The sequence below is a fragment of the Streptomyces qaidamensis genome (assembly GCF_001611795.1).
GTDB lineage: Bacteria > Actinomycetota > Actinomycetes > Streptomycetales > Streptomycetaceae > Streptomyces > Streptomyces qaidamensis.
The window spans coordinates 1884198-1908404 of sequence record NZ_CP015098.1 but is presented as its reverse complement, the minus strand read 5'-3'; the positions used below and the strand labels follow the sequence as shown (position 1 = coordinate 1908404).

Below are 24207 nucleotides of genomic sequence, written 5' to 3'. Positions count from 1 at the left end.
GACGCGGAAGGGGCGGCTCCGTCGGCGTGGAGCCGCCCCTTCCGGGATGGGGTCCCCCTTACCCGGGGTTACTTCTTGTCGAGCACGTCCTGCACCTTGGCGCGGATGTCGTCCGTGGCGAGGCCGCGGATCGTCAGGGTCGTGCGGCGGCGCAGCACGTCGTCCTGCGTCTCGGCCCACTCGTGGTCCCGGGCCCAGACGACCTGCGCCCAGATCTCCGGGGCGTCGGGGTGGACGCGCTCGGCGAGCTCGGGGCTCTCGTTGGCCAGCCGGGCGATGTCGAAGGCCAGCGAGCCGTAGTGCGTCGCCAGGTGCTTGGCGGTGTCGGCCGCCATGCGCGGGCCGGGCGCCGGCCGGTCGGTGAGCAGCCGGTGGGCGACCGCCCGCGGGTTGGCGATGCCGGGCAGCGGCAGCTTCTTCGGCAGCGCGCTGATCGGCTCGAAGTCGTCGCCCAGCGGATGGCCCGGCAGCGCCTCCAGCTTCTTCATGATCGTCCGGCCGATGTGGCGGAAGGTGGTCCACTTGCCGCCCGCGACGGACAGCATGCCGCCCCGGCCCTCGGTGACGACCGTCTCGCGCTTGGCCTTGGCGGTGTCGCCGGGGCCGCCCGGCAGCACGCGCAGGCCGGCGAAGGAGTACGTGATGAGGTCGCGGCTGAGCTGCTGGTCGCGGACCGAGAAGGCGGCCTCGTCGAGGATCTGGGTTATGTCCTGCTCGGTGACCGAGACGTCCGCCGGGTCGCCCTCGAACACCTCGTCGGTGGTGCCGAGCAGCAGCATGTCCTCCCAGGGGAGGGCGAAGGTGATGCGGTACTTGTCGATCGGGGTGGCGAGCGCGGCCTTCCAGGGGGAGGTGCGCTTCAGGACCAGGTGTGCGCCCTTCGACAGGCGGATGGACGGCGCCGCGTTCGCGTTCTCCATCCTGCGCAGGTGGTCGACCCACGGACCGGTCGCGTTCAGCACCAGCCGGGCGTTGACACCGAACTCGTCGCCCGACAGACGGTCCTTCAGCTCGGCGCCGGTGACACGGCCCTGGGTGAAGCGCAGGCCCGTCACCTCGGCGTGGTTGAGGACGACCGCACCGGCCTCGACGGCCCCGCGGACCGTCATCAGCGCCATGCGGGCGTCGTTCATCTGGTCGTCGCCGTAGACGGCCACGGCCTTGAGGTTCTCGGTGCGCAGCTCGGGCACGTCCTGTGCGGCCTTGGCCGGCGAGAGCAGGTGGCCGACGCCGTCACCGAACGCGGAGAGCGCGGAGTAGGCGAAGACGCCCGCGCCGAGCTTCGCCGCGCCGTGCGGCCCGCCCTTGTACACGGGGAGGTAGAACGTGAGCGGGTTCGCCAGGTGGGGAGCCACCTGGCGGGAGACCGCACGGCGCTCGAAGTGGTTCTCCGCCACCAGCTTCACCGCGCCGGTCTGCAGGTAGCGCAAGCCCCCGTGGAGCAGCTTGGAGGAGGCGGAGGACGTGGCGCCGGCGAAGTCGCCGGCGTCCACCAGAGCCACCCTGAGGCCGGACTGCGCGGCGTGCCAGGCGGTGGAGATGCCCAGGATGCCGCCGCCGATCACGAGAAGGTCGTACGACGCCTTGGCGAGCTGCTCCCTGGTCTCGGCTCGGCTCGGGTTCGAGCCGGAGGCCGGGTGCGTCCCCAGGGCAGGCACGGTCTGCAGGGTGGACTTGGTGGTCATGCTGTTTCTTACTCCTCGTCCTCGAGCCAGCCCATGGTCCGCTCGACGGCCTTGAGCCAGTTCTTGTACTCACGGGCGCGGGTTTCCGCGTCCATGCGGGGGGTCCACTCGGCGGCCCGCCGCCAGTTGGCGCGCAGGTCGTCGGTGCTGTTCCAGAAGCCGACGGCGAGACCGGCGGCGTAGGCGGCGCCGAGGCAGGTGGTCTCGGCGACCATCGGGCGCACCACGGGGGCGTCCACGAAGTCGGCGAGGGTCTGCATCAGCAGGTTGTTGGAGGTCATGCCGCCGTCGACCTTCAGGGCGGCCAGCTCCACGCCGGAGTCCTTCGTCATGGCGTCGGCGATCTCGCGCGTCTGCCAGGCGGTGGCCTCCAGGACGGCGCGCGCGAGGTGCGCCTTGGTGACGTACCGGGTCAGGCCGGCGATCACACCGCGGGCGTCGGAGCGCCAGTACGGGGCGAACAGGCCGGAGAAGGCCGGCACGAAGTAGGCGCCGCCGTTGTCCTCGACCGACAGGGCGAGGGTCTCGATCTCCGCGGCGGTGGAGATCAGGCCCATCTGGTCGCGCATCCACTGCACCAGCGAACCGGTGACGGCGATCGAGCCCTCCAGGGCGTAGACCGTCTTCTGGTCGCCGATCTTGTAGCCGACCGTGGTCAGCAGGCCGCTGTAGGAGTTGATGATCTTGTCGCCGGTGTTCATCACCATGAAGGTGCCGGTGCCGTACGTCGACTTCGTCTCGCCCTCGGCGAAACAGGTCTGGCCGAACAGGGCCGCCTGCTGGTCGCCGAGCGCGGAGGCGACCGGGATGCCGCCGAGCAGGTCGCCCAGCTTGCCGCCGGTGATCTCGCCGTAGACCTCGGCGGAGGAGCGGATCTCGGGCAGGATCTGCTGCGGGACGCCGATGGACTCGCAGATCTTGTCGTCCCACTGCATCGTGTGCAGGTTCATGAGCATCGTGCGCGAGGCGTTGGTGACGTCGGTGACGTGCTTGCCGCCGTCGGTACCACCGGTCAGGTTCCAGATGACCCAGCTGTCCATGGTGCCGAAGAGGATGTCGCCCGCCTCGGCGCGCTCCTTCAGACCGTCGACGTTGTCGAGCAGCCAGCGGGCCTTGGGGCCGGCGAAGTAGGAGGCGAGCGGCAGGCCCGTCTCGCGGCGGAAGCGGTCCTGGCCGACGTTGCGCCCGAGCTCGCGGCAGAGGGAGTCGGTGCGGGTGTCCTGCCAGACGATGGCGTTGTGGACGGGCTCACCGGTGTTCTTGTCCCACAGCACGGTCGTCTCGCGCTGGTTGGTGATGCCGATGGCCTTGATGTCGTCGCGGGTGATGCCGGCCTTGGCGATGGCCCCGGCGACGACCTCCTGGACGTTCGTCCAGATCTCGGTGGCGTTGTGCTCGACCCAGCCCGGCTTCGGGAAGATCTGCTCGTGCTCCTTCTGGTCGACGGAGACGATCCGGCCGTCCCGGTCGAAGACGATGCAGCGGCTGGAGGTGGTGCCCTGGTCGATGGCGGCGATGAAGGGGCCGGCGGTGTGCGCGTCGGTCACTGTGTGCTCCTGGTAATTCCGGGTTTATGGGGCTTTACGTACGGCGCGTGCTGGAAGTTTCCCGACAGGGCGGGGAATCGCTCCTAGGCGAATGCGACGTTGTAGATGCCTGCCGCGATGGCACCGCCGATCAGCGGACCCACCACGGGGACCCAGGCGTAGCCCCAGTCGGAGCCGCCCTTGTTGGGCAGCGGCAGCAGGGCGTGGACGATGCGCGGTCCGAGGTCACGGGCCGGGTTGATCGCGTACCCCGTCGGGCCGCCGAGGGAGAGGCCGATGGCGACCACGACGAGCGCGGTGACCAGGGCGCCCAGGGTGCCCAGGCCGTTGCCCTTGTCGTTCAGGCCCTGGGTGAGCACGGCGAGCACCAGCACGATGGTGCCGATGACCTCCGTCGCGATGTTCTGCCAGGCGACCCGGACCTCGGGGCCGGTGGAGAAGACGCCCAGCACGGGGCCGGCACCCTTCTCCTGGGCCTCGACGGCCTTGGCCGCCGTGTCCTGCGCACCCGGACCGCCGACTATCTCGCGGTCGGTGAGGTGGGCGTGGAACTGACCGTAGTAAGCGATCCAGACCAGGGCGGCACCGATCATGGCGCCGAGAACCTGTCCGGCCCAGTAGACCGGGACGTTCTTCCAGTCGCCGTCCTTGATGGCGATGGCCAGCGTCACGGCCGGGTTCAGATGGGCACCGGAGAGCGGCGCCGAGGTGTAGACGGCCGTGAGCACCGCGAAGCCCCACCCGAAGGTGATGGCGAGCCAGCCGGCGTTGCGAGCCTTGGAGGCCTTCAGCGTGACGGCGGCACAGACGCCGCCGCCGAGGAGGATGAGTATGGCGGTACCGATGGTCTCGCCGATGAAGATGTCGGAGCTGGACACCCGCGACTCCTTTGTCCTACGTCCAGGGAAGTTCGATACCGGCCTGGCGTTGTCACACTCTAGCGCGTATTGCCGGTAGCTGTTCGACAATGTCGACCGATGGACGGGAGTCTTGCTTCGGCGTTACGAGCACGTCAAGGGCTGTGGACTCGAAAATCTGATCGTTACTGATCGTCGCGGTCCCAGTGATCTTCTCCGCAGGTGAGCGCGGACATGCCGAGAACCGGGACGCCGTGCGACGCCCCGGTCCTCGGCAGGTGCCGACGTGTGCGTCAGAACCGCCCGGCGCCCAGATCCCGTGACACCGCGCGGGCGCAGTCCCGTACCGCGGCGATCAGCTCGGGCCGCAGCGCCCGCTCGTCGTCGGACCGGCACAGCCGCTCCACGGCGCCGGTGATGCCGACCGCCCCGACCGGCATGCGCCGCCGGTCGTGGATGGGCGCGGCGAGGGAGGCGACGCCCTCCCAGGTCTCCTCCACGTCGGCCGCGTACCCGCGCGCGCGGGTCACGTCGAGGAGGTGCTCGAAGTCCTCCGGCTCGCACACCGTCCGGTCGGTGAAGGCCTTGCGGTCGGCCTCCAGGGCCTCGCTGTGCGCCACCGGGTCGTAGGCGGACAGCACCTTGCCCAGGGCCGTGGAGTGCAGGGGCTGCATGGCCCCGATCTCCAGGACCTGCCGGCTGTCGTCGGGCCGGAAGACGTGGTGCACGATCAGTACGCCCTGCTGGTGCAGGACGCCCAGGTAGACGCTCTCGCCGCTGGAGCGGGCCAGGTCGTCGGCCCAGACCAGGGCGCGCGCCCGCAGTTCGTGCACGTCGAGGTAGGTGGTGCCCAGACGCAGCAGTTCAGCGCCCAGCTGGTAGCGCCCGGAGGCGTCGTCCTGCTCGACGAAGCCCTCCTGCTGGAGGGTGCGCAGGATGCCGTGGGCGGTGCCCTTGGCCAGGCCCAGCGACGAGGCGATGTCCGACAGGCCGAGCCGCCGCTCGCCGCCCGCGAGCAGCCGCAGCATCGCGGCCGCCCGTTCGAGCGACTGGATGTTCCGTGCCATCGCCGTACCGCCTCCGTCCCCTTCGACCGCCGACAAGCGGCACAACAGCCATCGTTCGGCAATGTCGAACACTACCGGTCGTTGTCGACCTCTCGCTAATGGCAGGCCGCCATTTTTCAGCCACCGGTGGCCGATCCGTCGACCGGCGGCCCACCCGGCACCACCGGAGTCCGCCCCGTGGACGTGCTGCCCATCCAAGCCCACTCCCGGTTACGCTGGCGCGGTGCGCCCATCCCGGACGCCCTCCGGCTGTCCGGGAAGCCGCAAAGCCGACAGCCGTCGCATTTGAGGGAGCCCTTTTCATGGCCTCGTTGCCGCCGACCCCTTCCGCAGACAGCCGGACCCGCGTGTCCGCGCTCCGAGAAGCCCTGGCCACCCGCGTGGTCGTGGCCGACGGAGCGATGGGCACCATGCTCCAGGCGCAGGACCCCACGCTCGAGGACTTCGAGAATCTCGAGGGCTGCAACGAGATCCTCAACCTGACGCGCCCGGACATCGTCCGTTCGGTCCACTCCGAGTACTTCGACGTCGGTGTGGACTGCGTGGAGACCAACACCTTCGGCGCCAACCTCACCGCCCTCGGCGAGTACGACATCCCCGAGCGCGTCACCGAGCTGTCCGAGGCGGGCGCCCGGATCGCCCGGGAGGTGGCCGACGAGTTCACCCGCAGCACCGGGCAGCAGCGCTGGGTACTCGGCTCGATGGGACCCGGCACCAAGCTGCCCACCCTCGGCCACACCACCTTCGGCGCCATCCGGGACGCCTACCAGCAGAACGCCGAGGGCCTGCTCGCCGGCGGCGCCGACGCGCTGCTCGTGGAGACCACGCAGGACCTGCTCCAGACCAAGGCCTCCGTCATCGCCGCCCGCCGGGCCATGGAGGCCACCGGCCACTCCGTACCGCTGATCGTCTCGGTGACCGTCGAGACGACCGGCACCATGCTGCTCGGCTCCGAGATCGGCGCGGCCCTGACCGCCCTGGAGCCCCTCGGCATCGACATGATCGGCCTGAACTGCGCCACGGGCCCGGCCGAGATGAGCGAGCACCTGCGCTTCCTGTCCCGGCACTCCCGCATCCCGCTGTCCTGCATGCCCAACGCGGGCCTGCCCGTGCTGACCAAGGACGGCGCGCACTACCCGCTGACCGCGCCCGAGCTGGCCGAGGCACAGGGCACCTTCGTCCGGGACTACGGCCTGTCCCTCGTCGGCGGCTGCTGCGGCACCACGCCGGAGCACCTGCGCCAGCTGGTCGAGCGCGTCCGGGACACCGCCCCCACCGAGCGCGCCCCGCAGCCCGAGCCGGGCGCGGCCTCCCTGTATCAGTCGGTGCCGTTCCGGCAGGACACCTCCTACCTGGCCATCGGCGAGCGCACCAACGCCAACGGCTCGAAGAAGTTCCGCGAGGCCATGCTGGACGGCCGCTGGGACGACTGCGTGGAGATGGCCCGCGACCAGATCCGCGAGGGCGCGCACATGCTCGACCTGTGCGTGGACTACGTCGGCCGCGACGGCGTCGCCGACATGGAAGAACTGGCCGGCCGCTTCGCCACCGCCTCCACCCTGCCCATCGTGCTGGACTCCACCGAGGTCGACGTCATCCGGGCCGGCCTGGAGAAGCTCGGCGGCCGCGCGGTGATCAACTCGGTGAACTACGAGGACGGCGACGGCCCCGAGTCCCGCTTCGCCAAGGTCACCGCCCTCGCCCAGGAGCACGGCGCCGCCCTCATCGCGCTCACCATCGACGAGGAGGGCCAGGCCCGCACCGCCGAGAAGAAGGTCGAGATCGCCGAACGGCTCATCGACGACCTGACCGGCAACTGGGGCATCCACGAGGAGGACATCCTCGTCGACTGCCTGACCTTCACCATCTGCACCGGCCAGGAGGAGTCCCGGGGGGACGGCATCGCCACCATCGAGGGCATCCGCGAGCTCAAGCGACGCCACCCGAAGGTGCAGACCACCCTCGGCCTGTCCAACATCTCCTTCGGCCTCAACCCGGCCGCCCGCATCCTGCTCAACTCCGTCTTCCTCGACGAGTGCGTCAAGGCGGGCCTGGACTCGGCGATCGTGCACGCGAGCAAGATCCTGCCGATCGCCCGCTTCAGCGAGGAGGAGGTCCAGACCGCCCTGGACCTGATCCACGACCGCCGCGCCGAGGGCTACGACCCGCTGCAGAAGCTCATGCAGCTGTTCGAGGGCGCCACCGCCAAGTCCCTCAAGGCCGGCAAGGCCGAGGAACTGGCCGCCCTGCCGCTGGACGAGCGCCTGAAGCGGCGCATCATCGACGGCGAGAAGAACGGCCTCGAAGCCGACCTCGACGCGGCCCTCCAGGAGCGGCCCGCGCTCGACATCGTCAACGAGACCCTGCTGGACGGCATGAAGGTCGTCGGCGAGCTGTTCGGCTCCGGCCAGATGCAGCTGCCGTTCGTCCTGCAGTCCGCCGAGGTCATGAAGACGGCCGTCGCCCACCTCGAACCGCACATGGAGAAGACCGACGAGGCCGGCAAGGGCACCATCGTGCTGGCCACCGTCCGCGGCGACGTGCACGACATCGGCAAGAACCTCGTCGACATCATCCTGTCCAACAACGGCTACAACGTCGTCAACCTCGGCATCAAGCAGCCGGTCTCCGCGATCCTGGAAGCCGCCGAGGAGCACAAGGCCGACGTCATCGGCATGTCCGGCCTTCTGGTCAAGTCCACGGTGATCATGAAGGAGAACCTGGAGGAGCTCAACCAGCGCGGCCTGGCCTCCGGCTACCCGGTCATCCTCGGCGGCGCCGCCCTCACCCGGGCCTACGTCGAACAGGACCTGCACGAGATCTACCAGGGCGAGGTGCGCTACGCCCGCGACGCCTTCGAGGGCCTGCGCCTGATGGACGCCCTCATCGGCGTCAAGCGCGGCGTGCCCGGCGCGAAGCTGCCCGAGCTCAAGCAGCGCCGGGTCAGGGCGACGGCCCCGGCCGCGGCGGAGGAGCGCCCCGAGGAGGGGCACGTCCGCTCCGACGTCGCCACCGACAACCCCGTGCCCACCCCGCCCTTCCGCGGCACCCGCGTGATCAAGGGCATCCAGCTCAAGGAGTACGCGAGCTGGCTCGACGAGGGCGCCCTGTTCAAGGGCCAGTGGGGCCTGAAGCAGGCCCGCACCGGCGAGGGCCCGTCCTACGAGGAGCTCGTCGAGAGCGAGGGCCGGCCCCGGCTGCGCGGCCTGCTGGACCGGCTCCAGACGGAGAACATGCTGGAGGCGGCCGTGGTCTACGGCTACTTCCCGTGCGTCTCCAAGGACGACGACCTGATCATCCTCGACGAGCAGGGCAACGAGCGCACCCGCTTCACCTTCCCGCGCCAGCGCCGCGGCCGGCGCCTGTGCCTGGCCGACTTCTTCCGCCCGGAGGAGTCCGGCGAGACCGATGTCGTCGGCCTCCAGGTCGTCACCGTCGGCTCGCGCATCGGCGAGGAGACCGCGCGGCTCTTCGAGGCCAACGCCTACCGCGACTACCTCGAACTGCACGGGCTGTCCGTGCAGCTGGCCGAGGCGCTCGCCGAGTACTGGCACGCGCGCGTGCGCTCCGAACTCGGCTTCGCCGGCGAGGACCCCGACGAGATGCAGGGCATGTTCGAGCTGAAGTACCGGGGCGCCCGCTTCTCCCTCGGCTACGGCGCCTGCCCCAACCTGGAGGACCGGGCCAAGATCGCCGCCCTGCTCGAACCGGAGCGCATCGGCGTCGAGCTGTCCGAGGAGTTCCAGCTGCACCCCGAGCAGTCCACGGACGCCATCGTCATCCACCACCCGGAGGCCAAGTACTTCAACGCCCGCTGAACCCTCACCCGGGCACACGGGCCAAAAGGAGCGCTCCGTCCGCGCACGACGTAGACTGGTCGGTCCACCGCAGGCCGGTTCCCCCGTGGGAACCGGCCTGAACGTCCCTCAAGGAGGTACGTGGATGACCAGTACGGTCCCCGCGCTCGGCACCCTGACGGCCGAAGGCTCAGCACTGCAAGCCGTGCTGCTCGACATGGACGGCACCCTGGTGGACACGGAGGGCTTCTGGTGGGACGTCGAGGTCGAGGTCTTCGCCTCCCTCGGCCACACCCTGGACGACTCCTGGCGCCATGTCGTGGTCGGCGGCCCCATGACCCGCAGCGCGGGGTTCCTCATCGAGGCCACCGGCGCCGACATCCCCCTCGACGAACTCACCGTGCTCCTGAACGACGGCTTCGAGGCCCGCATCGACCGCGCCCTGCCGCTGATGCCGGGCGCCGGCCGGCTGCTCGCCGAGCTCTACGCATGCGAGATCCCCACAGCCCTGGTCTCCGCCTCGCACCGGCGCATCATCGACCGGGTGCTGGCCTCACTGGGCGCCCACCACTTCAGCCTGACGGTGGCCGGTGACGAGGTGCCGCGCACCAAGCCCCACCCCGACCCGTACCTCGCCGCCGCCGCGGGACTCGGCGCCGACCCGGTCCGCTGCGCCGTCATCGAGGACACCGCCACCGGGGTCGCCGCGGCCGAGGCCGCGGGCTGCCAGGTCGTGGCCGTGCCCTCCGTGGCCCCCATCGCCCCGGCCCTGCGCCGCACGGTCGTCACCTCCCTCGAAGAGGTCGACCTGACATTTCTGCACGGGCTGATGACGGAAATGCGCTAGGCGTTCACCCAGCGTGCAGCGGCGTTAGGGCGAGAATTCCGAAGGCGAATTCGAACCCCTCCGGACGATCGAATTGCCGTGCCACCGAACCCGTTTACGGGTGTGACGTTCCCCACGCGATCCGGGGTCGACACTCGATCCGGCATGTGCTCCGCACTCCCTTCGGGGGGCCGTCGACGTGCCCTTGTGTCCCGATTGATGGAACGCTGCACCAAAGCTTCCGCTGTCGGGTTTTCGGTGTGTCCGCGCCCGGTTCCGCAGCGTGATGGGTGCTCAACTCCGGTGGCGACGAACCCTCCTGCCGGTCCGGACTAATCTCGATGCGAGAACATCGCCCCACCTCCGTGATCCGCTGCGCCACCCCTGCATGCCGGGTACACGGAGTCGACAGCTCTGGAGAAACTCGAGCATGAACCGCAAGACTTTGGTGCTGCCGGCCCTGATCGGCCTGCTCGCGCCGGTGCTCGCCGCCTGCGGCGGGTCCGACAGCGGGAGCGGCGACAGCGGCGCGATCGTCGTCGGCACCACGGACCGGTTCACCGCCTCGAAGGACGCCCCCGCGCCCCTCGACCCGGCGTACGCCTACGACGTCGGCACCTGGAACATCCTGCGCCAGACCGTGCAGACCCTGATGATCCAGCCGCGCGGCGAGGGCGAGCCGGTACCGGAGGCCGCCGAGCGCTGCGGCTTCACCGACACCGGCAACGAGCGCTACGCCTGCACCCTGCGCGACGGCTTGAAGTTCGCCGACGGCAACGCTGTCACCGCGGCCGACGTGAAGTACTCCATCGACCGCGCCCGCTCGCTCAAGGCCGACAGCGGGGTCTTCGCGCTGCTGTCCACCATCGACACCGTCGAGACGCAGGGCGACCGCGAGGTCATCTTCCATCTCAAGACCGCCGACGCGACGTTCCCGTACAAGCTGTCGACCCCCGTCGCAGGCATCGTCGACCCCGAGGACTACCCGAAGAACAAGCTGCGCGACGGCTTCGACCTGGAGGGCTCCGGCCCGTACACCCTCAAGGCCGACGTCGAGAACGGCGCGCTGGTCAAGGCCGAGTTCACCAAGAACCCCGACTACAAGGGGGCCCTCACGGTGAACAACGACAAGGTCGACATGGTCTCGTACAAGGACGCCGACGCCATGGGCAAGGCCCTGGACAAGGGCGACATCGACCTGATGACCCGCACCATGTCGCCCGATCAGATCCGCGAACTCTCGGGCGACTCGGACACCGACGTCGACCTCGTCGAGATGCCCGGCCTGGAGATCCGCTACCTGGGCTTCAACACCGACGCCCCTACGGTGAAGTCCAAGGCCGTACGCCAGGCGATGGCCCAGGTCGTCAACCGCAGCGCGCTGGTCTCCAAGGTCTACGGCTCCCAGGCCGAGCCGCTGTACTCGCTGGTCCCGGCCACCGTCACGGGCCACTCCAACTCGTTCTTCAACAAGTACGGCGAGCCGAACGTCACCAAGGCCCGTTCCCTGCTCAACCAGGCGAACGTCACCACCCCGGTGAAGCTCACGCTGCACTACACGACCGACCACTACGGCCCGGCCACCAAGAAGGAGTTCGAGGTCCTGCGCGACCAGCTGAACTCCAGCGGCCTGTTCGACGTCGGCATCAAGGGCACCCCGTGGGACACGTTCCGCCCGGCCGAGAAGAAGGGCGAGTACGACGTCTACGGCATGGGCTGGTTCCCGGACTTCCCGGACGCCGACAACTTCCTCGCGCCCTTCCTCGACGCGGACAACACGCTCGGCTCGCCGTACGCCAACAGCCGGATCCGCAACACCCTGATCCCGGAGTCCCGCCGCGAGGCGGACCGGCTGTCCGCCTCGTCCAGCCTGACGGACATTCAGGACATCGTCGCCGGTGACGTGCCGGTGCTGCCGCTGTGGCAGGGCAAGCAGTACGTCGCCGCGCGCGACGACATCACGGGTACCGCCTACGCGCTCAACTCCGCCTCGACGCTCCAGCTGTGGGAGCTCGGGCGGGGCGTGAGCGGCTGACGGACCCGCTGGATCCCCGGGGCCTGTGACCGCGGCCCCGGGGAGCCGTGCCCCGGAGCCAGGGAGATGCTCCGGGAGTTCTCGAGAACCGACGACAAGGCACACACGTGAACATACGCAACCAGTGGCCGGTCCTGCCCATCGTGGCGGGCCTCGCCTCCGGACTGCTGACCGGCTGTGGAACGGAGAGCGGAGACTCCGCGGGGGACGGCTCCAACGTGGTGGTGGGGATGTCCGACGACGTCCTGGCCACCGACCCGGCTTCCGGCTACGACCCCGGCTCCTGGCTGTTGTTCAACAACGTCTTCCAGTCCCTGCTCAGCTTCCCCAAGGGCGCGACGGAACCGCAGCCCGAGGCCGCCGAGAGCTGCGCGTTCACCGACACGCAGACCACGGTCTACAAGTGCACGCTGAAGGACGGGCTCAAGTTCAGCAACGGTGACGAGCTCACCTCCGAGGACGTCAAGTTCTCCTTCGACCGCATGCTGAAGATCAACGACCCCGACGGGCCCGCGATCATGTTCCCCATGCTCGACAAGGTCGAGACGCCGGACGCGAAGACGGTCGTCTTCCGCCTCAACACGGCCGACGCCACCTTCCCGAGCAAGATCGCCTCCGGCGCCGGCTCCATCGTCGACCACAGCCAGTACGACGCCGACGGACTCCGCAAGGACGGCGAGGCGGTCGGCTCCGGCCCCTACCAGCTCGACTCCTTCGACGACGGGCAGGCCGTCTTCTCCGTCAACGAGAACTACAAGGGCACCGCCAAGGTGAACAACAGCGGCGTCACGCTCAAGTTCTTCGACGGCGACCAGACCGCCCTGAAGCAGGCCATCCAGAGCGGGGACGTCGACATCGCCTACCGCGGTCTCACCGCGGGCGACATCGCCGACACCGAGAAGGCCGACGACGGCACCGGCGTCGAGGTCGTCGAGGGCAGCAGCGCCGAGGTCCAGCACCTGGTGTTCAACATGGACGACCCGGTCGCCGGAAAGCTCGGCGTCCGCAAGGCCATCGCCCACCTGATCGACCGCGAAGCCCTCATCAAGGACGTCTACCAGGGCACCGCGACCCCGCTGTACTCGATCATCCCGGCAGGCATCGCGGGCCACAACACGGCCTTCTTCGACACCTACGGCGCCCGCCCCTCCAAGTCCAAGGCCCAGGCCGCACTGCGCGAGGACGGCATCACCGGCAAGGTGAAGCTGACCCTCTGGTCGACCCCCTCCCGCTACGGCCCCGCCACCGACCAGGAGCTGAACGCCATCGCCGGCCAGCTCAACGCCAGCGGCCTGTTCGACGCGAGCGTCAAGTCCGTCCCGTTCGGCCAGTACGAGAAGGACATCGCCGCCGGCAAGTACGGCGTGTACGTGAAGGGCTGGGTGCCGGACTACCCGGACGCCGACAACTTCACGGCCCCCTTCTTCGGCAAGGGCAACGTGCTGAACAACAACTACGACAACGGCACGATCACCGGCTCGCTCATCCCGCGCACCGCCGCCCTGACCGACCGGGCCTCCACCGACAAGGAGTTCGGCGAGCTCCAGGACATCGTCGCCGACGAACTCCCGGTCCTGCCGGTCTGGCAGGCCAAGCAGTACGCGGTCGTCCGCGACGGCGTCTACGGCCTGGAGTACTGCCTCGACGCGTCGACGGTCTTCCGCTTCTGGGAGCTCAGCAAGGACGCCTGACGCACAGCAGCGCAGAAGGGCGCCCCCGCTCGGCGGGGGCGCCCTTCTCGCGTACCCGCCCCCTGCCGCTACTGCGCGCCGGGACGCACCAGCCCGCTCTCGTACGCGTACACCGCGGCCTGCACGCGGTCGCGCAGACCCAGTTTCGTCAGCACATGCCCGACGTGTGTCTTGACCGTCGTCTCACTGACGAAGAGATCCGCGGCGATCTCCGCGTTGGACAGCCCGCGCGCCACCAGCTTCAGCACCTCCACCTCCCGGTCGGTCAGCGTGTGCAGCACGTCCGGCACCGGCTCGTCCCCCGACGGCAGATGCGTGGCGTACTTGTCGAGCAGCCGGCGGGTGATGCTCGGCGCGAGCATGGCCTCGCCCCCGGCGACGACCCGGATGGCCTGCACCAGCTCGTTGGCCGGCGCGTCCTTCAGCAGGAAACCGCTGGCACCGGCGCGCAGCGCCTCCACCACGTACTCGTCGAGGTCGAAGGTGGTCAGCACCAGCACCTTCGCCGGGCCGTCCCGCCCCGGCCCGGTGATCTGCCGGGTCGCCTCCACACCGTCCATCCGCGGCATGCGGATGTCCATCAGAACCACATCGGGCTGTAGCGCACGCACCTGGTCGAGTGCCTGCAGTCCGTCACCGGCCTCCCCGACGACCGCGATGTCCTGCTCTGCCTCCAGGATCATCCGGAAGCCGGTACGCAGCAGCGGCTGGTCGTCGACCAGTAGGACGCGGATGGCCACGTGAGTCTCCTTCGCTAGTCCGGCCCCATTCTGCCCTGCACGGCCCCGCCGGACTCAGCCGCCCTCACCCGGCGCCCCCTGCACCGGCGGCTCCGCCGCACGCACCGGCAGGGGATACGGCGGGGGAGTGCCGCCGAACTCCGGGCAGTGGGCCTGGTGGTCGCACCAGCCGCACAGCTTCGTGGGGCGCGGCCGCCAGTCACCCGTCTCCGTCGCCAGCCGGATCGCCTCCCACAGCGCCAGCAGCTTGCGCTCGACCCGCTCCAGATCGGCGAGGACCGGGTCGTACGTCAGCACCTGGCCACTGCCGAGATAGACCAGCTGGAGCCGCCGGGGGACCACGTTCTTCAGCCGCCACACCACCAAGGCGTAGAACTTCATCTGGAACAGGGCGCCCTCGGAGTACTCCGGCCTCGGCGCCTTCCCCGTCTTGTAGTCGACGATCCGGACCTCGCCCGTGGGGGCCACGTCGACCCGGTCGATGATGCCGCGCAGCCGCAGCCCGGACTCCAGCTCCGCCTCGACGAACAGCTCCCGCTCAGCCGGCTCCAGCCGACTGGGATCCTCCAGCGTGAACCAGCGCTCGACGAGCTGCTCCGCCTCGCCCAGCCAGCGCGCCAGCCGCTCGCCCTGCGGATCGTCGGCGAACAACTCCACGACCTCCGGCCGCGTCTCGCGCAGCCGGTCCCACTGGCCCGGGACCAGCGACTTCGCCCGGGGCGGCGTGCGCCCGGCGGCCGGGGCGTCGAAGAGCCGCTCCAGAACCGCGTGCACCAGCGTGCCCCTGGTCGCCGCCTCGCTCGGCTTCTCCGGCAACCGGTCGATGACCCGGAAGCGGTAGAGCAGCGGGCACTGCATGAAGTCACTGGCACGTGAGGGGGACAGCGAGGCGGGCGGTATGGCGGCGGAGCCGGTCACGAGGTCGCTCACCGCGGCGGTCTCGGCCGCCGCCTCCGCCACCGTCCGCGCCGCTGCCGCCGTCTCCACTGCCGTCTGCGCGGGCCCCGCCGGGAACGACGGATCCGCCGCCGCGGCAGGGCTGCTCCCGGACGCCGCCGCGCCCTCGCTGCTCGTCTCCATGCCCCAGACCATACGGCCCGCCACTGACAGTGACCCAGCCGCGTTCGTGGGGGAAGCCGGGAGGGGAGGCCGACGTACGGGAAACACAGGGGTGCCGGGGCGGAACGCACCTCGACGGCCGCATACCATCGACTCGAGACCCTCCCGTCCGGCAAGGCGCGGGAGACGCTTCGACGAGGGGACACCGGTGGACGAGAGCGGCGGGCGCGGGCAGCCGCGGTCCGGCAACGACGAGTCGGCCAAGCGCCACGAGGGGCTTTCGCCCCGGGCCGCCGACCCGGCCCCCGCCGACGAACAGCCCACGGACGAACAGGGTTCCGCTTCCGAGCAGCCCACCCGGGGACCAGAGCCGGCCGGCCCGGCAGCGCCCGCCGACGCACCGGCAACCCCTCCGCACGCCCCGGGGAACCACTCGGCAGCGCCCCGGCCCGCCGCCGACGCCGCGCCGGACCCGCGGACTCCGGCCGCCGAACCCGCCCGCGCCGACGCGCCTGCTCCCACCGGGGGCGCCGCTGCCGAGTCACCGGAGCCCGGCCCGCACCAAGACGGCCCGCACACGGCACCTGCCCGCACCGACGCCGACGCGCCGCAGCCGACACCGGCCCGCGGTACGTACCCGGACCGCGCCCGGGTCGACGGCCCGCACACGGCACCCGCCCGCGCCGAGGACGGAGGTGACGGTTCGCCGGAGGCCGGCCCGCACCAAGACGGCCCGCACGCGCCACCTGCCCGCACCGACGCCGACGCGCCGCAGCCGACACCGGCCCGCGGTACGTACCCGGACCGCGCCCACGTCGACGGCCCGCGCGCGGCAGCCGCCCGCGCCGAGGACGGAGGTGACGGTTCGCCGGAGGCCGGTACGTACCCGGACCGCGCCCACGTCGACGGCCCGCGCGCGGCAGCCGCTGACGCCGGCGCAGCGGCGGCGTCGTCGGCCCCCGCCCAGGGGGACGGTGGCGGTTCGCCGGAGGCGGGCACGCACCCGGACCGCGCCTACGCCGATGGCCCGCGCGCGGCAGCCGGTGACCCCGGCGCAGCGCCTGCGTCGTCGGCCCCCGCCCAGAGGGACGGTGGCGGTTCGCCGGAAGCCGGCACGCACCCCGACCGCGCCTACGCGGGCGACCCGCACGCCGCACCCACCGCCGGTCGGCCCGAGGCGGACCCGCTGCGCAAGGCCCCGGCCCCGGGCCACCCCCCGGGCACCGGTGATGCGCATCACCGGGAGCAGCCCTCCGCCCCCGGCCCGGTTCCCGGTCACCCGTACCACCGACCCGACCCTCCCGCCCCCGCCCACGACGACCGGCCCCTCGCACACTCCGCCGACGGCAAGGGCCCCGCCCCCCAGCGCCCGGAGCCCCGTGGCGGGCTGCTCATGGGACGGCCCTTCGGCGTGCCCGTGTACGTCGCGCCGAGCTGGTTCCTCGTCGCCGCGCTGATCACCTGGGTGTTCGGCGGCCAGCTGGAGCGCGTGCTGCCCGAGCTCGGTGCCGCCCGCTACCTGGTCTCCCTCTTCTTCGCGGTCGCCTTCTACGCCTCCGTGCTCGTCCACGAACTGGCCCACACGGTCGCCGCCCTCCGCTTCAAACTCCCCGTCCGCCGCATCCAGCTCCAGTTCTTCGGCGGTGTCTCCGAGATCGAGAAGGAGGCCGAGACCCCCGGCCGGGAGTTCGTCCTGGCCTTCGTCGGGCCCCTGCTCTCCCTCGTCCTCGCCGGCGTCTTCTACGCCGCCGCGCAGACCGTGGAACCCGGCACCGTCCCCGGCGTCCTGCTCGCGGGCCTGATGATCTCCAACCTCATCGTGGCCGCGTTCAACCTCCTGCCCGGCCTGCCCCTCGACGGCGGCCGCATGCTCCGCGCCGTCGTCTGGAAGATCACCGGCAAGCCGATGAAGGGCACCATCGCCGCCGCCTGGGTCGGCCGCGCCCTGGCCGTCTCCGTGCTCATCGGACTGCCCCTGCTGACCCAGTCCGGCGCCCTCGGCACCGACGCCGCCGACAACGTCGGCATGGACACCGTCCTCGACGCCCTGCTCGCCGCGATCCTCGCCGCGATCATCTGGACCGGCGCGGGCAACAGCCTGCGCATGGCGCGCCTGCGCGAGCACCTCCCCGAACTGCGCGCCCGGGCCCTCACCCGCCGCGCGGTCCCCGTCGAGACCGACACCCCGCTCTCGGAGGCCCTGCGCCGCGCCAACGCCGCAGGAGCCCGCGCCCTGGTCGTCGTCGACGCCGACGGCCAGCCCCTCTCCCTCGTCCGCGAGGCCGCCATCGTCGGCGTGCCCGAGCACCGCCGCCCCTGGGTCGCCGTCAGCGGCCTCGCCCAGGACCTCACCGACGGCATGCGCATCTCCGCTGAACTGTCGGGCGAGGAACTCCTGGACGCCCTGCGCGCCAACCCGGCCACCGAGTACCTGGTGGTGGAAGAGACCGGCGAGATCTACGGCGTCCTGTCGGCGGCCGACGTGGAGCGCGCCTTCGTCAAGGCGATGGCGAGGCCGTCCTAGGCTCTGCCGCCCGAGTGGTCGGTGCCCCTCTCCGGGGCCGGTAGGCTGGTCACATGTCCGAACCGACCGGTGCCGCCCGCAGGCGCGGGCCCTTCAAGGTCGGGGACCAGGTTCAGCTGACCGACCCCAAGGGCCGCCACTACACGTTCACGCTCGAGGCCGGGAAGAACTTCCACACCCACAAGGGTTCCTTCCCCCACGACGAACTGATCGGTGCTCCCGAGGGCAGCGTTGTCCGTACCACGGGGAACGTCGCCTACCTCGCGCTGCGCCCCCTGCTCCCCGACTACGTCCTGTCCATGCCCCGCGGCGCCGCCGTGGTCTACCCCAAGGACGCGGGGCAGATCCTCGCCTTCGCCGACATCTTCCCCGGCGCGCGCGTCGTGGAAGCGGGCGTCGGCTCCGGCTCGCTCAGCAGCTTCCTGCTGCGGGCGATCGGCGACCAGGGCATGCTGCACAGCTACGAGCGCCGGGCGGACTTCGCCGAGATCGCCCAGGCGAACGTGGAGCGCTACTTCGGCGGCCCGCACCCCGCCTGGCAACTCACCGTCGGCGACCTCCAGGACAACCTGTCCGACGCCGACGTCGACCGCGTCATCCTCGACATGCTCGCCCCCTGGGAGTGCCTGGAGGCCGTCTCCAAGGCGCTCGTCCCCGGCGGCATCCTCTGCTGCTACGTGGCCACCACCACCCAGCTCGCCCGGACCGTCGAATCCATCCGCGAGATCGGCTGCTTCAACGAGCCGAGCGCCTGGGAATCGATGATCCGCAACTGGCACATCGAAGGCCTGGCCGTCCGCCCGGACCACCGGATGATCGGCCACACCGGCTTCCTGCTCACCGCACGCCGCCTCGCCGACGGCGTCGAGCCGCCCATGCGCCGACGCCGCCCCGCCAAGGGCGCCTACGGCGAGGACTACGCCGGCCCCAACGCCGACGGGGGCTCCGGCCGCTGAGGCAGCCCTTCACCACAACCAACGCACCGGCGCCGTGCCGGAGTTCCCGGACCCGTACCGGAACTCCGCCACGGCGCCTCTGCGTTGCCGCCCCGGGTGAATCCCGCCGGAACGCCGTTGACCTGCCGCGAGGCCGCGACGGCCGGGCCCCGCCGCAGCAGGAGGCCCCGCCCGCACGCCGTCGCTGACACAGCGGCAGGAACCGTAACCCTTATGACTTCCCTGGCAGACAAGGGGCACACCCCGCCGTTCCCTCGCGGTGTGACGTGTGGCACCATGCTGGCCACCCCACCGGCACAGCCTCAGGAGACCCTCCTAGTGCAGTCTTCCGCCGTCCCGGAGCTCGCCCACACCCACACCCGCCCCATCCACTGGCTCGCCACCGCGACAGCCGTCGCGGGCGTCGTGGCCTTCTCCTCGGTCCTGCAGCCCGGCGCGGCGACCGCGGCCCAGCCGGCCGCCCCGCAGACCAAGAGCGCTCCGGCACACACGACTCCGCCCGACCCGGCCACGGTGACGTTCCCGATCGAGTGCGGCCCGGTGAAGGCCGTGGTGAAGAAGCGCGCCTACGGAGACCTCGACGACGACGGCCGGCCCGAGACGGTCGCCGTCGTCCACTGCGACTCCCCGATGGGCACCCCACCGGACGGCGTGTACGTCCTCACACGCGACGCCGACGGCGGCAAGCCGCGCATCGTGGCCACCCTGCTGGACCCCAAGGACGGCACCACCGTCACCGACTTCGCCGTCTCCGACGGCGCCGTCACGGCCACGCTCCTCGGCTACTCGTCGGCCGACGTGCCGCGTTGCTGCCCCGACGAGAAGAGCGACGTGAAATGGCGTTGGCACAGCGGCTCGTTCGTCCGCTCCACCCCGGCCGGAGCCCGCAGCGTGTGAGGCCCCCGCAACGGTGCGTGTGAGATATCAGACAGCAGTAACGCAACGTTAAGAAGTGGTCACTCCGCGTCCGGTCCGTAGACCTCAGCCCTGTCCGAAACCCGACGTACGTGGATGCACTCGCCCGGACACTCCTTCGCGGAGTCGATCACGTCCGTGAGAAGCGGCAGCGGAACGGGCGTTGTCGCGCCCTTGCCCTGGAGCAACTCGTCGTCGGCGCTCTTCACATAGGCCAGACCGTCGATGTCCAGCTCGAACACCTCGGGCGCGTACTGGGCGCAGATGCCGTCGCCGGTACACAGGTCCTGGTCGATCCAGACCTCCAGCTCCGCGCCGTCCGCCCCGGCCACCTGCTGCACGCTCATCTCTCCTGCCGTTTCTCCGCCGAGCCGTATCGGGAATCCGGCCAGCTCCGGCGGGTGTTGAACAGTTCGACCCTACCCCCGGCTGGGTTCCAATCATGTTCGCTGGGTATTCCCCTGGCGTGAGGGAGAGCGCAAGGGTGAAGATCGGACACACCCCGACCGTCTTTGTGATCTAGGGGTTTCAATCGACACCCGCCCAGGTAGGGTCTGGAAGCGTCCAGCTCCCCTTGGAGGAGGTGAGGACCGTGGCAGCCCACGACGACGACATGAACCGCGGCATCCGCCCGGGACGCGGGTCCGACGACCCGGCCGGGCAGATCGCCTATCTTGAGCAGGAGATCGCCGTCCTGCGACGCAAGCTCGCCGACTCTCCGCGACACACGAGGATTCTCGAAGAGCGGATCGTCGAGCTGCAGACCAATCTGGCCGGCGTGTCCGCGCAGAACGAGCGACTGGCCAACACACTCCGTGAGGCCCGTGACCAGATCGTGGCCCTCAAGGAGGAGGTCGACCGGCTCGCACAGCCGCCGGCCGGCTTCGGTGTCTTCCTGACGGCCAACGAGGACGGCACCGCCGACATCTTCACCGGCGGCCGCAAGCTCAGGGTGAACGTCAGCCCCAGCGTCGAGCTCGAAGAGCTCCGGCGCGGCCAGGAACTGATGCTCAACGAAGCGCTCAACGTGGTCGAGGCCATGGAGTTCGAGCGCGTCGGCGACATCGTCACCCTCAAGGAGATCCTCGAAGACGGCGAGCGCGCCCTGGTGCTCGGGCACACCGACGAGGAGCGGGTGGTGCGGCTCGCCGAGCCGCTGCTGGACGTCACCATCCGCCCCGGCGACGCCCTGCTCCTGGAGCCCCGCTCCGGATACGTCTACGAGGTCGTCCCCAAGAGCGAGGTCGAGGAACTCGTCCTCGAAGAGGTCCCCGACATCGGCTACGAGCAGATCGGCGGTCTCGGCGGCCAGATCGAGGCCATCCGCGACGCGGTCGAGCTGCCGTACCTCTACCCGGACCTGTTCAAGGAGCACGAGCTGCGCCCACCCAAGGGCGTCCTGCTCTACGGGCCTCCCGGATGCGGCAAGACACTCATCGCCAAGGCCGTCGCCAACTCGCTGGCCAAGAAGGTCGCCGAGGTCACCGGCCAGGCCGCCGGCAAGAGCTTCTTCCTCAACATCAAGGGCCCCGAGCTCCTGAACAAGTACGTCGGCGAAACCGAGCGGCAGATCCGCCTGGTCTTCCAGCGTGCCCGTGAGAAGGCCAGCGAGGGCACCCCCGTCATCGTCTTCTTCGACGAGATGGAATCCCTCTTCCGCACCCGCGGCTCCGGCGTCAGCTCGGACGTCGAGAACACCATCGTCCCGCAGCTGCTCGCCGAGATCGACGGCGTGGAAGGCCTGCAGAACGTGGTCGTGATCGGCGCCTCCAACCGCGAGGACATGATCGACCCCGCCATCCTGCGGCCCGGCCGCCTGGACGTGAAGATCAAGATCGAGCGTCCCGACGCCGAGGCGGCGAAGGACATCTTCGGCAAGTACCTCACCGAGCGCCTCCCGCTGCACTCCGACGACCTCGGCGAGCACGGCGGCAGCAAGGCCACCACCGTCCAGAGCATGATCCAGACGGCGGTGGAACACATGTACACCGAGTCCGAGGAGAACCGCTTCCTGGAGGTCACCTACGCCAACGGTGACAAGGAAGTCCTCTACTTCAAGGACTTCAACTCCGGCGCCATGATCGAGAACATCGTCGGCCGCGCCAAGAAGATGGCGATCAAGGACTTCCTCGAGAAGAACCAGAAGGGCCTCCGCGTCTCCCACCTCCTCCAGGCCTGCGTGGACGAGTTCAAGGAGAACGAGGACCTGCCCAACACCACCAACCCGGACGACTGGGCCCGAATCTCCGGAAAGAAGGGCGAGCGGATCGTCTACATCCGCACCCTCATCACCGGAAAGCAGGGCGCGGACACCGGACGCTCCATCGACACGGTGGCGAACACCGGTCAGTACCTGTAAAAGGCAGGGCGGCTGCGGGTGCCCTCGACGGGTACCCGCAGCCGACTGTTTTTCAGGCCACGGCTGGAGCAACGCAATGACGCAAATGATCTCCCCACCAGCGCAAAGGCGTTCTAGGCTCTTGCGTACCGCCACGTCGCGCAGTGCGGGGACGGGCACCGCACACGCAACCGAGCGCCAGCGGTATCTGAGTGGCGCCCACGACCGAGGGTGCCGCCGGGCAAGGAGGGCCGCATGACCGTACGGCGAGTAATGGGCATCGAGACGGAGTACGGGATCTCCGTCCCCGGCCACCCCAACGCCAATGCCATGCTCACCTCGTCCCAGATCGTGAACGCCTACGCGGCGGCGATGCACCGGGCCCGCCGGGCCCGATGGGACTTCGAGGAGGAGAACCCGCTGCGGGACGCGCGAGGCTTCGACCTCGCCCGCGAGGCCGCCGACTCCAGCCAGCTCACCGACGAGGACATCGGCCTGGCCAACGTGATCCTCACCAACGGTGCACGGCTCTACGTCGACCACGCACACCCCGAGTACAGCTCCCCCGAGGTGACCAATCCCCGGGACGCCGTCCTCTGGGACAAAGCCGGCGAGCGGATCATGGCCGAGGCCGCGGAACGGGCCGCCCAGCTTCCCGGTGCCCAGCCGATCCACCTGTACAAGAACAACACCGACAACAAGGGCGCGTCCTACGGCACGCACGAGAACTACCTGATGAAGCGGGAGACCCCCTTCTCGGACATCGTGCGCCACCTGACACCGTTCTTCGTCTCCCGTCAGGTCTTCGCCGGAGCGGGCCGCGTCGGCATCGGCCAGGACGGGCACGAGCACGGCTTCCAGCTCAGCCAGCGAGCCGACTACTTCGAGGTCGAGGTCGGCCTCGAGACGACGCTCAAGCGCCCCATCATCAACACCCGCGACGAGCCGCACGCGGACGCCGAGAAGTACCGGCGCCTGCACGTGATCATCGGCGACGCGAACCTCTCGGAGATCTCCACCTACCTCAAGCTGGGCACCACCTCGCTGGTGCTGTCGATGATCGAGGACGGCTTCATCGCCGTCGACCTGGCCGTCGACCAGCCCGTCCGCACGCTCCACCAGGTCTCGCACGACCCGTCCCTGAAGCGCCTGGTCACGCTCCGCAGCGGCCGCACGCTCACGGCGGTCCAGCTGCAGATGGAGTACTACGAGCTGGCGCGCAAGTACGTGGAGGAGCGGTTCGGGGCCGACGCCGACGACCAGACCAAGGACGTCCTGTCCCGCTGGGAGGACACCCTCACCCGTCTGGAGCACGACCCGATGAGCCTGGCCGGAGAGCTGGACTGGGTCGCCAAGCGGGAGCTCATGGAGGGCTACCGGCGCCGGGACAACCTCGACTGGGACGCGGCACGACTGCACCTGGTCGACCTCCAGTACGCCGACGTGCGGCCCGAGAAGGGCCTGTACAACCGTCTGGTGGCCCGCGGCCGCATGAAGCGGCTGCTGACCGACGCCGACGTCGAGCAGGCCCGTACGGTGCCTCCGGAGGACACCCGGGCCTACTTCCGCGGCCGCTGCCTGGAGCAGTACGCGGACGACGTCGCGGCGGCCTCCTGGGACTCGGTGATCTTCGATCTGCCGGGCCGGGACTCGCTGCAGCGCGTCCCAACCCTGGAACCGCTTCGCGGAACGCGTAATCACGTCAAGGAGCTCCTGGACCGCTGCCGCACCGCGGAAGACCTGGTCAGGGTGCTTTCGGGCGGGTGAACGCGATGAGCGGGTACCCGTCGGAAACCGGCCGGGCAGGGTGGAAAAGCCCTGGTCCGGGAATCATCGAGATGGTCCCCGTACGTTGGAGCAACTGCGGGGCCATTGTCAGACCCGGCGAGTAGGGTCTGATCTTGACCGAGCAACTGTGTCGGGCGAACCGAGCGGGGTGAGGGATATGGCGACCAAGGACACCGGCGGCGGACAGCAGAAGGCCACCCGGTCCACCGAGGAGGTCGAGGAGCAGGCGGCGGAGACGCAGGCTTCCGAGGACCTCAAGGAGCGTCAGGAGAAGCTGAGCGACGACGTGGACTCGGTCCTGGACGAGATCGACGACGTACTCGAGGAAAACGCAGAGGACTTCGTTCGGAGTTTCGTGCAAAAAGGTGGGCAGTGAAGGCCG

17 protein-coding genes are annotated in these 24207 nt (G+C 70.1%); 10 read left to right on the top strand and 7 right to left on the bottom strand.

The genetic code is table 11. The features are described from left to right. Positions 1-68: 68 nt before the first annotated feature. From A4E84_RS08280 to A4E84_RS08265, 4 genes are all read right to left on the bottom strand, one after another. Complete coding sequence (locus A4E84_RS08280; RefSeq protein WP_062925913.1) at positions 69-1685, bottom strand: glycerol-3-phosphate dehydrogenase/oxidase; 1617 nt, start codon at positions 1683-1685, stop codon at positions 69-71. Between the two features lie 8 nt (positions 1686-1693). Then, positions 1694-3232: a glycerol kinase GlpK gene (gene glpK / locus A4E84_RS08275; RefSeq protein WP_062925912.1), complete on the bottom strand. Its 1539-nt coding sequence runs from the start codon at positions 3230-3232 to the stop codon at positions 1694-1696. 83 nt (positions 3233-3315) lie between these two features. Further along, entirely contained in the window at positions 3316-4110 is a 795-nt protein-coding gene (locus A4E84_RS08270; RefSeq protein WP_062925911.1) for an MIP/aquaporin family protein, read from the bottom strand. Between the two features lie 272 nt (positions 4111-4382). Continuing rightward, positions 4383-5156, bottom strand: coding sequence for an IclR family transcriptional regulator (locus A4E84_RS08265; protein WP_062925910.1), 774 nt, complete (start codon positions 5154-5156; stop codon positions 4383-4385). Positions 5157-5458: 302 nt separating this feature from the next. Here A4E84_RS08265 and metH point away from each other — a divergent pair, with 302 nt between their 5' ends. From metH to A4E84_RS08245, 4 genes are all read left to right on the top strand, one after another. After that, a complete protein-coding gene (gene metH, locus A4E84_RS08260; RefSeq protein WP_062925909.1) occupies positions 5459-8974 on the top strand; it encodes a methionine synthase in 3516 nt (1171 codons plus the stop codon). Between the two features lie 124 nt (positions 8975-9098). Continuing rightward, positions 9099-9800, top strand: a complete 702-nt coding sequence (locus A4E84_RS08255; protein WP_062925908.1) for an HAD family hydrolase — start codon at positions 9099-9101, stop codon at positions 9798-9800. 409 nt (positions 9801-10209) lie between these two features. Beyond that, a complete protein-coding gene (locus A4E84_RS08250) occupies positions 10210-11814 on the top strand; it encodes an ABC transporter substrate-binding protein (protein ID WP_062925907.1) in 1605 nt (534 codons plus the stop codon). A 107-nt stretch (positions 11815-11921) separates the two neighbouring features. Beyond that, complete coding sequence (locus tag A4E84_RS08245) at positions 11922-13505, top strand: ABC transporter substrate-binding protein (protein ID WP_062925906.1); 1584 nt, start codon at positions 11922-11924, stop codon at positions 13503-13505. Positions 13506-13573: 68 nt separating this feature from the next. On the opposite strand, the gene A4E84_RS08240 is transcribed toward A4E84_RS08245, so the two are convergent. Both A4E84_RS08240 and A4E84_RS08235 read right to left on the bottom strand, forming a co-directional pair. Next, the gene (locus A4E84_RS08240; protein WP_062925905.1) at positions 13574-14245 is read right to left on the bottom strand and encodes a response regulator; all 672 of its coding nucleotides are present in this window, start codon (positions 14243-14245) and stop codon (positions 13574-13576) included. A 54-nt stretch (positions 14246-14299) separates the two neighbouring features. Next, on the bottom strand, positions 14300-15325 hold the full coding sequence (locus tag A4E84_RS08235; protein ID WP_062931363.1) for a RecB family exonuclease: 1026 nt from the start codon (positions 15323-15325) through the stop codon (positions 14300-14302). A 187-nt stretch (positions 15326-15512) separates the two neighbouring features. On the opposite strand from A4E84_RS08235, the gene A4E84_RS08230 reads away from it, so the two are divergent. The 3 genes from A4E84_RS08230 (at position 15513) to A4E84_RS08220 (ending at position 19681) form a co-directional block, all read left to right on the top strand. Continuing rightward, entirely contained in the window at positions 15513-17828 is a 2316-nt protein-coding gene (locus tag A4E84_RS08230) for a site-2 protease family protein (RefSeq protein ID WP_062925904.1), read from the top strand. 53 nt (positions 17829-17881) lie between these two features. Further along, the gene (locus tag A4E84_RS08225) at positions 17882-18784 is read left to right on the top strand and encodes a tRNA (adenine-N1)-methyltransferase (protein ID WP_033311897.1); all 903 of its coding nucleotides are present in this window, start codon (positions 17882-17884) and stop codon (positions 18782-18784) included. A gap of 318 nt (positions 18785-19102) precedes the next feature. Beyond that, a complete protein-coding gene (locus A4E84_RS08220) occupies positions 19103-19681 on the top strand; it encodes a hypothetical protein (protein WP_062925903.1) in 579 nt (192 codons plus the stop codon). A gap of 59 nt (positions 19682-19740) precedes the next feature. On the opposite strand, the gene A4E84_RS08215 is transcribed toward A4E84_RS08220, so the two are convergent. Next, positions 19741-20046, bottom strand: coding sequence for a ferredoxin (locus A4E84_RS08215; protein WP_062925902.1), 306 nt, complete (start codon positions 20044-20046; stop codon positions 19741-19743). Positions 20047-20291: 245 nt separating this feature from the next. Between A4E84_RS08215 and arc the strand changes: the two genes are divergently transcribed. The 3 genes from arc (at position 20292) to A4E84_RS08200 (ending at position 24201) form a co-directional block, all read left to right on the top strand. Continuing rightward, positions 20292-22058 (top strand): proteasome ATPase, encoded by a 1767-nt coding sequence (gene arc / locus A4E84_RS08210; protein ID WP_062925901.1) that lies wholly within the window; start codon positions 20292-20294, stop codon positions 22056-22058. A 234-nt stretch (positions 22059-22292) separates the two neighbouring features. Then, on the top strand, positions 22293-23804 hold the full coding sequence (dop, locus tag A4E84_RS08205) for a depupylase/deamidase Dop (RefSeq protein ID WP_345614308.1): 1512 nt from the start codon (positions 22293-22295) through the stop codon (positions 23802-23804). A gap of 178 nt (positions 23805-23982) precedes the next feature. Further along, positions 23983-24201, top strand: coding sequence for a ubiquitin-like protein Pup (locus A4E84_RS08200; RefSeq protein ID WP_019757212.1), 219 nt, complete (start codon positions 23983-23985; stop codon positions 24199-24201). Positions 24202-24207: the final 6 nt, after the last annotated feature.

Bases quoted from the DNA above. Each gene is read 5' to 3' on its own strand.
- A4E84_RS08280 (WP_062925913.1), bottom strand. From the start codon at position 1,685: ATGACCACCAAGTCCACCCTGCAGACCGTGCCTGCCCTGGGGACGCAC.
- A4E84_RS08265 (WP_062925910.1), bottom strand. From the start codon at position 5,156: ATGGCACGGAACATCCAGTCGCTCGAACGGGCGGCCGCGATGCTGCGG.
- metH (WP_062925909.1), top strand. From the start codon at position 5,459: ATGGCCTCGTTGCCGCCGACCCCTTCCGCAGACAGCCGGACCCGCGTG.
- A4E84_RS08255 (WP_062925908.1), top strand. From the start codon at position 9,099: ATGACCAGTACGGTCCCCGCGCTCGGCACCCTGACGGCCGAAGGCTCA.
- A4E84_RS08250 (WP_062925907.1), top strand. From the start codon at position 10,210: ATGAACCGCAAGACTTTGGTGCTGCCGGCCCTGATCGGCCTGCTCGCG.
- A4E84_RS08235 (WP_062931363.1), bottom strand. From the start codon at position 15,325: ATGGAGACGAGCAGCGAGGGCGCGGCGGCGTCCGGGAGCAGCCCTGCC.
- A4E84_RS08225 (WP_033311897.1), top strand. From the start codon at position 17,882: ATGTCCGAACCGACCGGTGCCGCCCGCAGGCGCGGGCCCTTCAAGGTC.
- A4E84_RS08215 (WP_062925902.1), bottom strand. From the start codon at position 20,046: ATGAGCGTGCAGCAGGTGGCCGGGGCGGACGGCGCGGAGCTGGAGGTC.
- dop (WP_345614308.1), top strand. From the start codon at position 22,293: ATGACCGTACGGCGAGTAATGGGCATCGAGACGGAGTACGGGATCTCC.
- A4E84_RS08200 (WP_019757212.1), top strand. From the start codon at position 23,983: ATGGCGACCAAGGACACCGGCGGCGGACAGCAGAAGGCCACCCGGTCC.